This is a genomic window from Bacillota bacterium, from assembly GCA_018333655.1.
Lineage (GTDB): Bacteria > Bacillota > UBA994 > UBA994 > UBA994 > BS524.
The window spans coordinates 37,633-51,393 of record JAGXTJ010000008.1 but is presented as its reverse complement, the minus strand read 5'-3'; the positions used below and the strand labels follow the sequence as shown (position 1 = coordinate 51,393).

At 54.0% G+C, this 13,761-nt stretch carries 11 protein-coding genes and 1 pseudogene; 6 read left to right on the top strand and 6 right to left on the bottom strand.

Features of this window, described 5'->3' with window-relative positions; translation table 11 throughout:
• Positions 1–47: 47 nt before the first annotated feature.
• From KGZ92_01745 to KGZ92_01735, 3 genes are all read left to right on the top strand, one after another.
• Positions 48–1,724, top strand: coding sequence for a sensor histidine kinase (locus KGZ92_01745; GenBank protein ID MBS3888006.1), 1,677 nt, complete (start codon positions 48–50; stop codon positions 1,722–1,724).
• A complete protein-coding gene (locus KGZ92_01740; protein ID MBS3888005.1) occupies positions 1,724–2,449 on the top strand; it encodes a response regulator transcription factor in 726 nt (241 codons plus the stop codon). The genes KGZ92_01745 and KGZ92_01740 overlap by 1 nt, the downstream gene beginning before the upstream one ends.
• A 119-nt stretch (positions 2,450–2,568) precedes the next feature.
• A complete protein-coding gene (locus tag KGZ92_01735; GenBank protein MBS3888004.1) occupies positions 2,569–3,999 on the top strand; it encodes a carbon starvation protein A in 1,431 nt (476 codons plus the stop codon).
• Between the two features lie 62 nt (positions 4,000–4,061).
• On the opposite strand, the gene KGZ92_01730 is transcribed toward KGZ92_01735, so the two are convergent.
• Positions 4,062–5,030 carry a deoxyhypusine synthase family protein gene (locus tag KGZ92_01730; protein ID MBS3888003.1) on the bottom strand — a complete coding sequence of 323 codons (969 nt, stop codon included), beginning with the start codon at positions 5,028–5,030 and terminating at the stop codon, positions 4,062–4,064.
• A gap of 250 nt (positions 5,031–5,280) precedes the next feature.
• On the opposite strand from KGZ92_01730, the gene KGZ92_01725 reads away from it, so the two are divergent.
• The gene (locus KGZ92_01725; GenBank protein ID MBS3888002.1) at positions 5,281–6,435 is read left to right on the top strand and encodes a cation:dicarboxylase symporter family transporter; all 1,155 of its coding nucleotides are present in this window, start codon (positions 5,281–5,283) and stop codon (positions 6,433–6,435) included.
• Positions 6,436–6,512: 77 nt separating this feature from the next.
• On the opposite strand, the gene KGZ92_01720 is transcribed toward KGZ92_01725, so the two are convergent.
• From KGZ92_01720 to KGZ92_01710, 3 genes and pseudogenes are all read right to left on the bottom strand, one after another.
• The gene (locus KGZ92_01720) at positions 6,513–7,715 is read right to left on the bottom strand and encodes an acetyl-CoA C-acetyltransferase (protein MBS3888001.1); all 1,203 of its coding nucleotides are present in this window, start codon (positions 7,713–7,715) and stop codon (positions 6,513–6,515) included.
• Between the two features lie 39 nt (positions 7,716–7,754).
• Positions 7,755–8,498 (bottom strand): 3-oxoacyl-[acyl-carrier-protein] reductase, encoded by a 744-nt coding sequence (gene fabG, locus KGZ92_01715; protein MBS3888000.1) that lies wholly within the window; start codon positions 8,496–8,498, stop codon positions 7,755–7,757.
• Positions 8,499–8,599: 101 nt separating this feature from the next.
• A pseudogene (locus KGZ92_01710) lies at positions 8,600–8,995 on the bottom strand (GntP family permease).
• Between the two features lie 312 nt (positions 8,996–9,307).
• Between KGZ92_01710 and KGZ92_01705 the strand changes: the two are divergent.
• Positions 9,308–11,869 carry a diguanylate cyclase gene (locus KGZ92_01705; protein ID MBS3887999.1) on the top strand — a complete coding sequence of 854 codons (2,562 nt, stop codon included), beginning with the start codon at positions 9,308–9,310 and terminating at the stop codon, positions 11,867–11,869.
• On the top strand, positions 11,841–12,128 hold the full coding sequence (locus KGZ92_01700) for a heavy metal-binding domain-containing protein (protein ID MBS3887998.1): 288 nt from the start codon (positions 11,841–11,843) through the stop codon (positions 12,126–12,128). Before KGZ92_01705 ends, KGZ92_01700 begins: the two co-directional genes overlap by 29 nt.
• Here KGZ92_01700 and panC read toward each other — a convergent pair.
• Together panC and panB are read right to left on the bottom strand one after the other, a co-directional pair.
• On the bottom strand, positions 12,120–12,959 hold the full coding sequence (gene panC, locus KGZ92_01695; protein ID MBS3887997.1) for a pantoate--beta-alanine ligase: 840 nt from the start codon (positions 12,957–12,959) through the stop codon (positions 12,120–12,122). The genes KGZ92_01700 and panC overlap by 9 nt on opposite strands.
• A gap of 15 nt (positions 12,960–12,974) precedes the next feature.
• Positions 12,975–13,757: a 3-methyl-2-oxobutanoate hydroxymethyltransferase gene (gene panB, locus KGZ92_01690; GenBank protein ID MBS3887996.1), complete on the bottom strand. Its 783-nt coding sequence runs from the start codon at positions 13,755–13,757 to the stop codon at positions 12,975–12,977.
• Positions 13,758–13,761: the final 4 nt, after the last annotated feature.

Below are 13,761 nucleotides of genomic sequence, written 5' to 3'. Positions count from 1 at the left end.
TTGCTTCTTGCTTCCTGCTGTATACTTAGGTTGCAGGGGGTGTTGTCATGACTGGTGTTCATGCGCGGGTGATTTTAGGGCTTATTAATAGTCTTTCTTTGATGTGTGTTATTGCCTTTCTCTTGTCAAGCACTGCGCCGTTTCAGAAAACGATGTATGGGGACTCCCAAAATAGGTGGGGCAAGGCGTTCCTAGCCCTCGTCTTTGGTCTCTTTGGCATACTCGGCACTTATCACGGCTTCCCGGTGGAGGGGGCCATCGCCAATTCACGCGCGGTGGCCGTTGTCGCGGCGGGGCTCCTCGGGGGGCCAGCAGTAGGCATTGGGGCGGGCCTCATTGCCGGAGGGCATCGCTACCTCATAGATATTGGGGGCTTTGTCGCCGTAGCCTGTGGCCTATCAACCGCGCTAGGTGGCGTGGTGGGCGCACTGCTGCGTCCCATCTTCTTGCGCTCGCGTCAGCGCTGGGTGGTGGGCTTTTGGGCTACCGCTCTGGCCGAGGTTCTGCAAATGTCGATTATTTTACTGCTAGCGCGTCCCTTTGTGGCGGCAGTCTCCCTAGTTGAGAAGATAGGGCTCCCTATGATCCTCATCAATGCCTGTGGCGTCGCCATTTTTGTGTTAATTCATAACACCATTTACAAGAGTCGTGAGCAAGAGGCAGCGTATCAATCAGAGCTGGCTTTAAAAATAGCGCAGAGAACCTTGCCCATCTTAAGACAGGGTTACAATGAAGATACCGCGCAGCAGGCCTGTGCCATTATCTATGCCGAAGCACAAGTTGATGCGGTGGCGATGACGCTTGGAGATCGCATACTGGCTCACGTAGGCAAGGGAGCCGACCATCACTTGGCGGGGGCTGACATTCAGACCCGCTTGACGATGTCGGTCCTCTCAACAGGTGGCCCCCGTGAAGCGCAGTCCGCACAGGAGATTGGTTGTAGCCATGAACGTTGTGCGCTCCAGTCGGCCATTATCGTTCCCCTCTATGCCGGGGCAGAAGTCATGGGGGCACTAAAGCTGTACCGAGTGAAGAGCCATTCGATCACGGCGGTAGAAAGGCGGCTAGCTGAAGGCTTAGCGAGCTTGTTTTCCGCGCAGCTCGAATTAGCAGAAAAAGACTTACAAGAAAAACTCCTAGCCAAGGCTGAGCTGCGCGCGCTGCAGGCGCAAATCAACCCCCACTTTCTCTTTAACGCCCTCAACACGGTTGTCTCATTTTGCCGCACCCAGCCCGAGACGGCGCGCCGTCTTTTACTGCACCTAGCCGATTTTATGCGCATTGGCTTTGTTCATAATCCCGACATGGTGCCGCTCAGTAAAGAACTGCACCATGTCGAAGCCTACCTAGAGATAGAGAAAGCGCGTTTTGGCCAAAAGTTAGAAGTCCAGTATGATCTACGCGCGGAGGAATTTACCCTGCCTCCCCTAATTCTACAACCCTTAGTTGAAAATGCCGTGCGGCATGGCATTCAGCCCCACACCGCAGGGGGCCTGCTGCGCATTGTAGCCAGGAGCGATGCAACTGCGCATACCGTTATCATCAGCGACTCGGGTGTTGGCTTTGCCGTCAACAATGTCGCTGCTAGCGGCAATGGTATCGGTCTTAAAAATGTCGAAGAACGATTGCGCAGTCTCTATGGCGCTGAATTTGGCTTGTCGGTAATTTCGCAAGTGGGGGCGGGCACCGTCTGTACCGTGCGCATCCCACGGGGGGTGGCGTAGTGAGTATCAGCGTACTCATCATTGACGACGAAGAACCAGCGCGCCAAGAACTACGCTTCTTGCTCAGTGCCCTACCGTGGTTGACCGTGGTTGGCGAGGCAGAAAATGCCGCCCTTGGGCTCGCAGGCATAATTGCTCTGCATCCGGACTTAGTATTTTTAGATATTCAGATGCCGCAGCAAAGCGGCGTAGATCTCTGCACAGAGATTGCTCAGTTACCAAATCCTCCCGAGGTAATTTTCGCCACGGCCTACCATCATTATGCGATAGAAGCCTTTGAACTCAGTGCGCTAGACTATATCTTAAAGCCCTACCATCCGCCGCGCGTTCTCAAGGCTACCCATAAGGCACGTGCCGCCATTCTTAAAAAGCGTGGGGGGAGCACCCCTGCCGTCTTAGAGCGTCTGCCGCTACGGGTGGACGATAGGGTGCTTTTAGTCCCCTATGTGGATATCGCGGTAGCCTATACCGACGGTCGTGACGTGCTGGTGGCCAGTAAAGGGGCAGTTCACCGCTCCGATCTATCACTACAGGAGCTCGAGGAACGTCTCGCCGGCCACAACTTTTTTCGCGTCCACCGCGGTTACCTCGTAAACCTAGGCAAGATACGTGAGATTTCACCTTGGTTTAGCGGCAGCTACATGCTTAAAGTCGAAGATTTTGTCTCCGAGGTGCCAGTTAGTCGCAAGCAGGCCAAGGACTTTCGCCTGCGAGTTGGTCTCTAGCCACTCAAACAGGAATGGTGACCATTCAGCGCGACATTTAAGCCATTTGCGCAATAAGTGGCACATTTCACTCCCTCCCTAGTACAATCAAAATAGTATGCGGGAATGGAGGGATTATGCTGTTTACTTTTCTAGCTGCGTTGGCACTACTAGTCGGCGGTTACTTCATCTATGGTACTTTCGTCGAAAAGGTCTTCGGCATTGACGAGAAGCGCGCGACACCTGCCTGCGCTAATCCAGATGGCGTTGACTACGTTCCCCTCAGTTGGTGGCGAGTGTTTCTCATTCAGTTTCTTAACATCGCTGGCCTTGGCCCTATTTTTGGCGCCATTGCGGGGGCCTTGTGGGGGCCGGTCGCCCTGCTGTGGATTGTTTTCGGCAGCATTTTTGCCGGTGCCGTGCATGACTTTTTCTCGGGCATGATTTCTCTCCGCCACAACGGGTCCTCCGTGTCGGAAATAGTGGGCATCTACTTGGGCAATAATGCCAAGCAACTGATGCGCGTGTTCTCGGTGATTTTGTTGGTGCTGGTAGGGACCGTCTTCATGACCGGCCCGGCGCGCCTCCTCGTTACCCTTACGGATGGCGCGGTTCCCCTTAACACCTGGCTTATCGCTATTGTGCTATACTACTTCCTCGCAACTATTCTCCCCATTGATCAACTTATTGCCAAGATCTATCCCCTCTTCGGTGCCGTACTCTTAATCATGGCTATCGGCATTGGGGGTGGCATCCTCTTCTCGGGCCTGCCCGTGCCGGAACTGACTCTGGCTAACCTACACCCACGCAACTTGCCCATCTGGCCGTTAGTGTTTATCACTATCGCCTGCGGCGCAATTTCGGGTTTCCATGCTACGCAATCGCCGATGATGGCACGTTGTCTTACTAATGAGAAGCACGGGCGCCGTGTGTTCTATGGCTCCATGATTGCCGAAGGCGCTGTAGCCCTCATTTGGGCGACTGCCGCTATGACCTTCTACGGTGGCTCTACCGGACTGGACGCCGCCTTAGCGCAGGGTGCCGCTGGCAGGGTGGTGCATGAAATCTCTATGACCTGGCTTGGTGCCATCGGTGGCGTGTTAGCCGTGCTTGGCGTCATCGTCTGCCCCATTACTTCGGGTGATACCGCCTTCCGCAGTGCGCGCCTGACCATTGCCGACGCTCTGGGCTTTAAGCAGCTCGACATCAAGAATCGCCTTATCGTGGCTATTCCGCTCTTTGCGATTGGTATTTATCTTTCGCAAATCGACTTTGCCATTATCTGGCGCTACTTTGCTTGGTCTAACCAGACCTTGGCCATGATCATGCTCTGGGCAGCCGCGGTCTACCTCAAGGTTAATGGTAAGCTGCACTGGGTCGCTACCGTGCCGGCAACTTTTATGGCGGCAGTAACCTTCACCTATATCTTGCAGGCTCCCGAGGGTCTGCGTCTAGCCACCTCCATATCGTACCCCGTCGGTCTGGCAGGAGCCGCCCTTTGTCTAGGAGTGTTTCTGTTTTACAAGCATGTTCCCATCATGCCGCCGACGAGTAAGAAGGCTGCCCAGTAGCTGCGATTAAGTAAGACCGGGGCAGAAGCCCCGGTCTTACTCTTAGGTGTGACATTGTGCCCCTACCAACCTAAGACATAGCCAAAGATAAGGGGAGCGACGATAGAGGCGTCGGATTCGATCATAAATTTAGGGGTACTAAGGCCTAATTTGCCCCAAGTAATTTTCTCGTTGGGCACCGCACCGGAGTATGAGCCATAAGACGTGGTCGAATCACTAATCTGGCAGAAGTACTCCCAGAGGGGCACGTCTTCGTAAGCTAAGTCTTGCGCTAGCATGGGCACCACGCAAATGGGGAAGTCGCCGGCAATGCCGCCGCCAATCTGGAAAAACCCAAGCGGCCTATCTTTTGACTGCGCTACATACCAGTCCGCAAAATACTGCATGTACTGAATACCAGATTTAACGGTGTGCACATTGCCTACATCGCCTTTAATGACATGTGCGGCGTAGATATTGCCGAGGGTAGAGTCCTCCCAGCCAGGCACAATCATGGGCAAATTCTTTTCTGCGGCGGCCATCAACCAGGAGTCCTTGATGTTGATTTGGTAGTAAGGCGCGAGTTTGCCCGCGAGCAAAATGCGGTACAAAAACTCATGGGGAAAGTAGGCCTTGCCCGCGCGGTCGGCATCTTGCCATTCGGTAAGAATAACTTTCTCAATACGCCTTATAGCTTCCTCTTCAGGAATGCAGGTATCGGTCACGCGGTTTAAATGTCTGTCGAGCAGGGCGACTTCGTCTTGCGGGGTGAGGTCGCGGTAGTTAGGGATACGCACATAATGGTCGTGGGCCACTAGGTTGAAGACATCTTCTTCCAAATTAGCGCCCGTGCAGCTTATAGCATGTACCTTGCCTTGGCGAATCATCTCGGCCAACGAGAGCCCGATCTCGGCCGTACTCATGGCCCCAGCCAAGGTGACGAGCATCTTTCCACCTTGACTTAGATGCTCTTTGTACCCGACGGCCGCGTCCTTAAGGGCGGCGGCGTTAAAGTGGCGAAAATGGTGATTGATAAAATCCGCAATCGACATATGGGAACACCTCTTTCGAAAAGTATGTAGTGAACGATAGCTACACCATAACTTTAACACAAAGCTGGTAAAAGACAAACTTGGCTGGTGTGGGGTCTTGGCAAAAAGATAGTTATATGATAGCTTGTTGGTGGGACTGCATGTATGGTGATAGGTGATTTTTGTCTACAGCAGCGAGGGGAGTGCAAAAGGCGTTGCCTTCATTCTGCAGTCAGATACTGGTCGACAAAAGTGGAAGGGGAGAAGTAGCATGAAATTAATCGGACGTTTGGTCGCGGCTATCGTGGGGGGTATACTGCTCGGTCTTTATGCACCAGCCTTTCTCACGCGCATCCTCATTACGGTACAGGGCCTTGTTGGGCAGCTAATTTTCTTTAGTATTCCGCTCATTATCGTCTTCTTCATTGCCGATGGCATCATTAATCTAGGTAGCCGGGCCACCAAGTTAGCTCCCATGACTGTAGCCTTGGCTTATACTTCAACTATTCTTTCCGGGCTGTTAGCCTATGTCGTGACCATCGCTCTCTCACCGGTGATAGCTAATGTGGCCGGTGAACTGACCGCCGGACAAAAGCTGACCCCTTACTTTACCCTCGCCATTGCGCCTGTCTTTCCCGTTATGTCGGCCCTGGCCTTGTCCTTTGTCCTTGGCCTTGGGGTCGTGACCACGGGCAGTGATACCATGAAAAAAGTGCTCACTGAGGGCAAAAACATCATTGAAAAATTGATCGCTAACGTAATTATCCCAGTGATACCGCTATTTATTGGTGGTATTTTCGCCGGTATGGCCGCAGAAGGTACGGTTTTCAACACCCTGCGCGCTTTCGGTCTGGTCTTGATTATGGCGGTGGCCGTGCAATGGTTGTGGATTTTTGTTCTATACGTCTTAGCCGGTGCCGTAGCCAAGAAGCCGGTTTTGAGCTCAATCAAGACCATGTTGCCAGCCTACCTTACTGCTGTGGGTACTATGTCTAGCGCTGCCACCATGCCAGTGACGCTGGTGCAGGCTCGCCAGCTACCTATACGCAAGGAGATAGTTAACTTCGTTGTTCCGCTGTGTGCCACTATCCACCTATCTGGTAGCACCATCGCCATTATGATGTGCGCAATGGCGGTAATGATTATTATGCCGGGATATACAGTGCCTACTTTGGCCGGAGTCATGCCGTTTAACTTCATGCTTGGTATTATTATGGTCGCGGCCCCCGGGGTGCCTGGTGGCGCGATTATGGCAGCCTATGGACTGCTCGGTACCATGCTAGGGTTCAAAGAAGCTGCTCTCGGACTAATGGTCGCTCTTTACATGGCGCAAGACAGCTTTGGTACCGCTACGAATGTGGCCGGCGATGGAGCCCTTGCCATATTGGCAGACAAGTTAGCTGGAGAAGACAGAAAGAAAAAATAGTAGCGCTTGTTTCACCAGAGGAAAAGAGACCTTGAACGCCTTTGGCGGCTCAAGGTCTCTTGGCTTTGCGGGAGTTCCTAGACTGACTTTAGGATTACCGCCGTACCCATGCCGCCGCCTATGCAGAGGGAGGCCAGGCCGTACTCGACATTCCGTTTCTTCATTTCGTAAATAAGAGTGGTGATAATGCGCGCGCCCGAGCCGCCCACGGGGTGGCCGAGTGCTATGGCGCCGCCATTGACATTGCAGCGCTCCAAAATCCAGTCCTCACTGACGCCATGCTCTTCCGCTAAGCCCTTAACTACACCGAGAGATTGCGCGGCGAAAGCTTCATTGAGCTCGAGCAGATCGATCTCGGAGAGCTTTAGCCCGGCAAATTTCAGCGCGGCAGCAACAGCCGGAATGGGGCCTAGGCCCATAACGAGAGGATCTACACCACCCTGACCAATACCTACCACTTCAGCGAGAGGGGTGAGGTTGTAGGTCTTGAGCGCCTGTTCTGAAGCCAGTACATAGAAGGAGGCACCATCGTTAATGCCCGAGGCGTTAGCGGCGGTAATAGTACCATCTTTCTTAAAGGCAGGCTTGAGGGTGGCCATCTTTTCGAGCGACGCACCGCGATTAGGGTACTCGTCTGCGGCCACGACTACGGTCTCTTTGCGAGTCTTTACTTCTACGGGGCATATTTCATCTTTAAAGCGACCGGCATCGATGGCGGCGATAGCCTTTTTCTGCGAGGCCACGGCGAAAGCATCTTGCTCCTGCCTGGTGATGCCGTACTTCTCCGCGATGTTTTCGGCAGTAATTCCCATATGGACATTGTGGAAAGCGTCGGTAAGGGAGTCATGGATCATGTGGTCGACGGCCTGAACATGGCCCATGCGGTAGCCAGAACGAGCGTTAGGCAGTAAGTAGGGCGACAGAGACATGCTCTCTACGCCACCGCCAATGACGACCTGGTGAAGTCCTAGGGAAATATTGGCATAAGCATTGAGCATCGCCTTCATGCCCGAGCCGCAGGCCATGTTCAAGGAGTAAGCAGGGGTAGTGATGGGTACTCCAGCCTTAATGGAGACTTGACGGCCTAGGCCCTGTCCTTGACCAGCCGGCAGCATGTTGCCTACAATCACTTCATCAACGGCATCAGGTGGTAGGCCGGTAGTCTCTAGCAGGCATTTAATAACGCCCGCGCCTAGATCCGCAGGATGAACGGTGGACAACGCGCCGGCAAAAGAGCCAATGGCAGTGCGCTTGGCGGCAACTAGGTACACTTTTGACATAGACTATCCCTCCAAATCTTAAGTTTAGGGTAGTGAAGACTAGAGAACAAGGCCTCCGTCAACGCTGAGCACCGTTCCCGTGACAAAGCGAGCTTCGTCGGATGCGAGGTACAGGTAGGCATTAGCAATGTCATCAGCGTAGCCGAGGGACTTAAGAGGCGATTTGTCCTTCATCATCTCGAGCACCTTCTCGGGCATCTTTTCCGTCATGGGGGTGATGATAAAGCCGGGGGCGACGGCGTTACAGCGGATGCCTTTTCTGCCTAGCTCCTTGGCCCAAGACTTAGTCATGCCGATGACGCCCCACTTGGTGGCAGCGTAGTTTGTTTGCCCAAAATTACCATAGATGCCCACAACAGAGGAGGCGTTGAGGATAACTCCGCCTTGACCTTTTTCGACCATCACGGCGGCTACAGCCTGGCCACAGTGGAAGACGCCCTTGAGGTTGACGTTCAATACGCGATCCCACTCGGCTTCGGTCATTTTGAGTAGGGTGTTGTCGGCAGTAATGCCGGCGTTGTTGACCAGAATGTCGATCTTGCCATAGGTGGCCACAGTTTTGGCGACCATGTCATCTACCATGGCCCTGTTGGTGACATCGACCCCTACACCGATGGCCTGCCCACCGGCAGTGGTGATCTCAGCAACGACTCTATTCACATCAGCTTCATTAAGATCGACGACAACAACTTTCGCTCCCTCTTGGCTGAAACGCTTGGCGGTAAACTCACCGATGCCACGACCGCCGCCAGTGATTACGGCTACCTTGTCTTTGAGACGCATCTGTTTTCCTCCTTTTCTACTTAGCACTGACACGGGACACTAGCAGGGTAAGCAAGCTCCCTGCTAGTGTTCTCAGTCAAAGCAACTCTGCGCTTATTCTACTAAACTATACCGAAACTGGCGAGAATGATGGCGACGATAACTGAGACAATAGGCAGTGCCAGCGAGACGACAAAAATATCGATGTAGGAGTCTTTGTGGGTGAGGCCAGTGACGGCAAGCAGTGTCAAGACTGCGCCATTATGCGGCAAGGTATCGAGACCGCCGGATGAGAGAGAGGCGATGCGGTGGAAAACCTCGGGGTTAATGCCTGCTGCTTGAGCAATAGCAAGGTATTCTTTACCGAGCGCAGTAAGGGCAATGCCGAGGCCACCTGAGGCCGAACCGGTTGCGCCGGCGAGAATGTTAACAGCGATGGCAGGTGAAACGAGGGGGTTACCTTCGATGCCCATAACAAAGTCGGTCAGTTGCTTGAAAGCGGGTACGGCGCGCACCACCATGCGGGGTTCCGTCAGGCCGCAGCACTGCCAGTACGTCTGCATCATGCAGCTCAAAAGCCATTTTGGCATCGAGCAGCGTCTTGTGTTCGCCAAGACAGAGGGGCTCGCGAAAAATTAACTCCTTAGCAATCACCTAGCATCAACTCCCTCGGCGTAAAATTCTGTCGCTGCGTAAATATTTCGCGGTGTGTGGGCTCTTTCCTGCACCCTTGCCCCGCGGGCTGTATTTCTGGCAGGAGATTTACTTGCCAGCAGAGAACTAGTAAAGAAATACTGAGATAAGGCATAACGGCAGGGGGGGCATCGACTATGGAGGGACTACTAAAGAAATATTACGCGTTGTTGGTCTTGCTCCTTGTTGTCCCCATCGTGGCGGTATTGGTGCAGTACGGCTTTTATCATTCTATACTAGAGCAAAAGTCCCGCAACCTAGCTGTGGAGAGAATGCTCGGGGCGGAACAAAAGCTAGCTGCCTGGCTAGATGCACGCAGGCAAAATATTCGCCTAGCGAGCTTGACAGCGTCAAAGTATCCCAACGATGCTCTGGCACTGCGCGCGGGTTTGCAGACCATACTCCAGTCGGACCCTTACTTTCGCTCTCTCTACTATGTCACGCGGGAAAACAAGATGGTGAACGCCACCGACTTTGTGCCCCCGCCTACGCTCGACTTTCGGCTGCGACCATGGTATGTCAAGGCGGCAGAAAAAGGCGGGCTGGTGCTTACTGACGTTTTCCTGAATGCTTCGCGCGATGACTACATTGTCACTGTGGCCATGCCAGTCTACGGCGCAAGTGCCGAGCTCCTGGGCGTGGTTGGCGGCGATATATCGCTCTCCACCATTGTGGCCCTTACAGAGAATACCTATATCACCTCGCGCAGTCATGTGTTCCTGGCTGATGGTGCCCAGTTAATGGCTTTTTCGCGACTTAGCCATGGCTTTTCCCTCGAGCAAGCGCAGACCACTTACCAGTGGCTCGTGAACGCTTTTCCCAACACTAGCCGCGGCATAACTCTCACGCATGTCGGGGACCATGGCGGATACTTTGCGCGGTGGCAAGTTTCTGGAACAAATTGGGTGCTATCAGCTTTTGTCCCAGCGGCCGACCTAGCAACAGACACGGCCATGCTCCGGGCGGTTATTGCGGGCTTACTCGCTAGTCTGGCTGCCATGGCGGCCCTGTTCGTGTTTATTCAGCAGCGATATGTCGTGCGCCCCTTGATGCGCTTGGCGGAGGGCATCGGTCGTATCGATGTGGAAAGAACCCCATCCTATCGTTTGCCCACCACCAATATGTATGAGACCGCCCGAGTTGTAGGCATTCTCAACGGTCTGTTGGCGCGTCTTGAATCGTATCTCCATCATGTGCGCGAGAGTGAACTGGCACAAAGGGAACTAAATGCCTCGCTCGAGACGGCTATGCAGCACGCGACGGAGCACCACCACGAAATTTCGCGTCAACACGAGTACTGGAAAGCGCTATTTGCCAATTCGCAGGACGCCATTGTCTTGCTCGACGGGCACAACTGTATACTAGAAACCAACGAAGCCTTTAGCCTGCTATTTGGCTACTCGCCCGATGAGGCACGGGGTAGCCACCTCGAGGGCCTGCTGGCTACGCACAAACTTGAGGAGGCCAACGCCCTCACTTTAAGTATGATGCAGGGCCTAACCTGCGGGTTGGAGTCCACGCGTCTGCATAAGGACGGTCGCCAAATTGAAGTCGAGATTAAAGGCGTGCCGGTGCACATAGGGGAACATTATGTCGGGGGCTATGGCATCTACTCCGATATTAGTATGCGCAAGGAGAACGAGCGTAAAATCATCCGCATGAGCCACTACGATCAATTGACAAATGTCTATAATCGCGCCTATTTTGACCATGTCTTTGCCGAGCTCACGGCCCATGGACCATGGCCAGTAAGTCTGATCATGGGGGATACCAACGGGTTAAAAGTTGTCAACGACGCCTTTGGGCACGGCATGGGCGACGAGATTTTAAAGCGCACGGCCCGCGTCTTGGCCCTAGAGGCCAGACCGCAAGACACTGTGGCGAGACTAGGTGGTGATGAGTTCGCCATGTTATTGCCAGGTGTGGATGAAAACGAAGCAATGGCCATATGTGCTCGTATACGAGAGCGCTGCCAGGCTGGTAGTGACACCACTATTCATTTGAGCCTGGCGCTAGGCGCGAGTACCGCTCACGACAGACAACGCAAGGAAGTGCTCTTTACCGCGGCAGAGGAACGCATGTATCATCAAAAGCTACTAGAAGGAAAGAGCATCCGTAATTCGCTTATTGCTTCTTTGCGTCAAGCACTGCAAGAAAAAACGCATGAGACCACGGAACACAGTATGCGCATGACTGATCTCTCGTTGCGTTTAGCAGCTAAACTTGAACTCTCTCCCTCTATGCGTGATGATATCGAGGTTTTCGCCTCCATTCACGATCTTGGCAAAATTGCCATTCCCGAACAGATCCTCGAGAAATGTGGCCCACTGACAGCCGAAGAATGGAGCATTATGCAGAAGCATAGCGAAATAGGCTTTCGTATCGCCAGTACCTCACCCGAGTTATCCCATATTGCCGAATGCATCTTGCACCACCATGAAAGGTGGGATGGCACAGGCTACCCGCAAGGACTTAGGGGAGAAGCCATCTGCTTGCGGTCGAGGGTCGTGGCGGTAGTTGACGCCTATGACGCCATGACCAGCGACAGGCCCTATCGCCGCGCTCTAGGGCGAGAACTAGCCCTAGCAGAGATAGAGAAGGGGCGCGGTAGACAGTTTGACCCCCGCGTTGCGGACGCTTTTCTGGCCCTGATGCATAGCTCCGCAGAATATGAACCCACTGGGCAGGGGGAGGATTGATGCCTTGAAAACTAGAGAAGCACTCCTGGTCACGACCAACACCGTGGCGGATAAAGAGATAGTCGAAGTGCTAGGGCTAGTACAAGGCAACGCCAGCGGTCTTGCTTTGGCGGATGCCTGCACCGCGGCACTAGTTAGCCTAAAAACCACAGCATTGGCGCAGGGCGCTAATGCTGTGGTAGGGGTCAGGTTTTCTGCGGTAGGGCGAGACATGGCCTTTGAGGTTCTGGCCTATGGTACGGCCGTAGTGCTAATCTAGCAGGATATTGTCTATGAGGCGGGTCGGCCCAACTTTAGCCGCGACGACAATTAGAGAGCCTAAGCGAGCTTGTCTCTCGGTAGCGAAGCTCTCGCCATCGACCAGCTCTACGTAGTCGATGGCGGCAAAGTCGCCTTGGGCCATCTCTTCACGCACAATTTTAAGCAAGTTGTCTCTGTCTCGCAGGCCTTCCTGCCACGCGGCGTGCGCCGCGCGTAGTCCGCGCGAAATATAGAGGGCGGTCTGCCTGTCGGCGGCACTAAGGTAGACATTGCGACTGCTCATCGCTAGCCCGTCGGGCTCGCGTAGTGTCGGGCAGGGCACGACTGTCGTAGCAAAATTTAAGTCCTGCACCATCTTTACAATAACTGCTAACTGCTGCGCATCTTTGCGACCAAAGTAGGCCTGTGTTGGCCTAACTATATTAAAGAGCTTGGCCACAATCGTGGCCACACCGGCAAAATGCCCCGGCCGTAGCGCGCCTTCAAGCATTTCGGTGACCCCGCACACCTGCACGGTGGTGTCCATGGTGCCCCCCGGATACATATCGCGCACCTCGGGGATAAAGACATAGTCCACCCCCCGCGCGGCAAGAAGCAGTAGATCGCGGCTAAGATCACGCGGGTACTTGGCCAAATCTTCGTGGGGCCCAAATTGCGTGGGGTTGACAAAGATACTGACGACGGTGCAGTCATTCAGAGCCTTGGCCCTATCCACCAAACTTAAGTGTCCTTCGTGGAGGTAGCCCATGGTCGGTACAAAACCAATGGTCTGGCCTAGGAGAGAGTGGCGAAGGGCAAGCATTTCAGCAATCGTGGTGACTACTTGCATATGGTCCTCCTGTCATTAAGTGAGTGGCGGAAAGGTGCCTTGCTTGACTTCTTGCAGGTACATCTTGACCGCTTGCTTCATGAGGTCAGGCAGGTTAGTATACTGCTTCGCGTGCTTGGGCACATAATCGCTTAGGCCAAGTATGTCGCCGAGCACCTGAATTTGGCCATCACAGTATGGCCCGGCCCCGATGCCAATGGTGGGGATGGACAGAGCCTCTGTTACCTCTTTAGCCAGTGCCGAGGGTATACATTCTAGGACCACGGCAAAAGCGCCGGCCTCCTCGAGGGCTAAGGCATCCTGCAACAAACGTTCTGCGGCATCACGTGTTTTGCCCTGTACTTTGTAACCGCCCAGTTGGTGCACATATTGCGGCGTAAGTCCGATGTGCCCCATAACAGGAATGCCAGAGGAGACAATGCGTGCCACCGTATCGCTAACGACCTTGCCGCCCTCGAGCTTAACGGCAGTTACGCCGCCGTCCTGCACGAGGCGGATGGCGTTCCGCAAGGCGTCTTCTGGCGTGGTATGGTATGTTCCAAAAGGCATGTCGCCCACAATAATTGCTTTGGTCGCCCCACGCGCGACCGCCTGGCAGTGGTGCACCATTACCTCGAGGGTAACGGGCAGGGTGGTGGGGTGTCCGAGTGCCACCATGCCTAAGCTGTCTCCGACCAGTAAGACAGGGATGTCTAGAGCGTCGACGATCTTGGCAGTGGGGTAGTCGTAAGCGGTCAGGGCCAGTATCTTTTCCCCCGCTGACTTCATCTTGCGCAAAGCGTGAATCGAAACTCGCACTAGA

What these genes read in the sequence shown, in the direction of transcription:
- fabG (MBS3888000.1), bottom strand. Translation starts at nt 8,498, where the DNA reads ATGCGTCTCAAAGACAAGGTAGCCGTAATCACTGGCGGCGGTCGTGGC.
- panC (MBS3887997.1), bottom strand. Translation starts at nt 12,959, where the DNA reads ATGCAAGTAGTCACCACGATTGCTGAAATGCTTGCCCTTCGCCACTCT.
- KGZ92_01730 (MBS3888003.1), bottom strand. Translation starts at nt 5,030, where the DNA reads ATGTCGATTGCGGATTTTATCAATCACCATTTTCGCCACTTTAACGCC.
- KGZ92_01725 (MBS3888002.1), top strand. Translation starts at nt 5,281, where the DNA reads ATGAAATTAATCGGACGTTTGGTCGCGGCTATCGTGGGGGGTATACTG.
- KGZ92_01720 (MBS3888001.1), bottom strand. Translation starts at nt 7,715, where the DNA reads ATGTCAAAAGTGTACCTAGTTGCCGCCAAGCGCACTGCCATTGGCTCT.
- KGZ92_01705 (MBS3887999.1), top strand. Translation starts at nt 9,308, where the DNA reads ATGGAGGGACTACTAAAGAAATATTACGCGTTGTTGGTCTTGCTCCTT.
- KGZ92_01745 (MBS3888006.1), top strand. Translation starts at nt 48, where the DNA reads ATGACTGGTGTTCATGCGCGGGTGATTTTAGGGCTTATTAATAGTCTT.
- KGZ92_01700 (MBS3887998.1), top strand. Translation starts at nt 11,841, where the DNA reads ATGAACCCACTGGGCAGGGGGAGGATTGATGCCTTGAAAACTAGAGAA.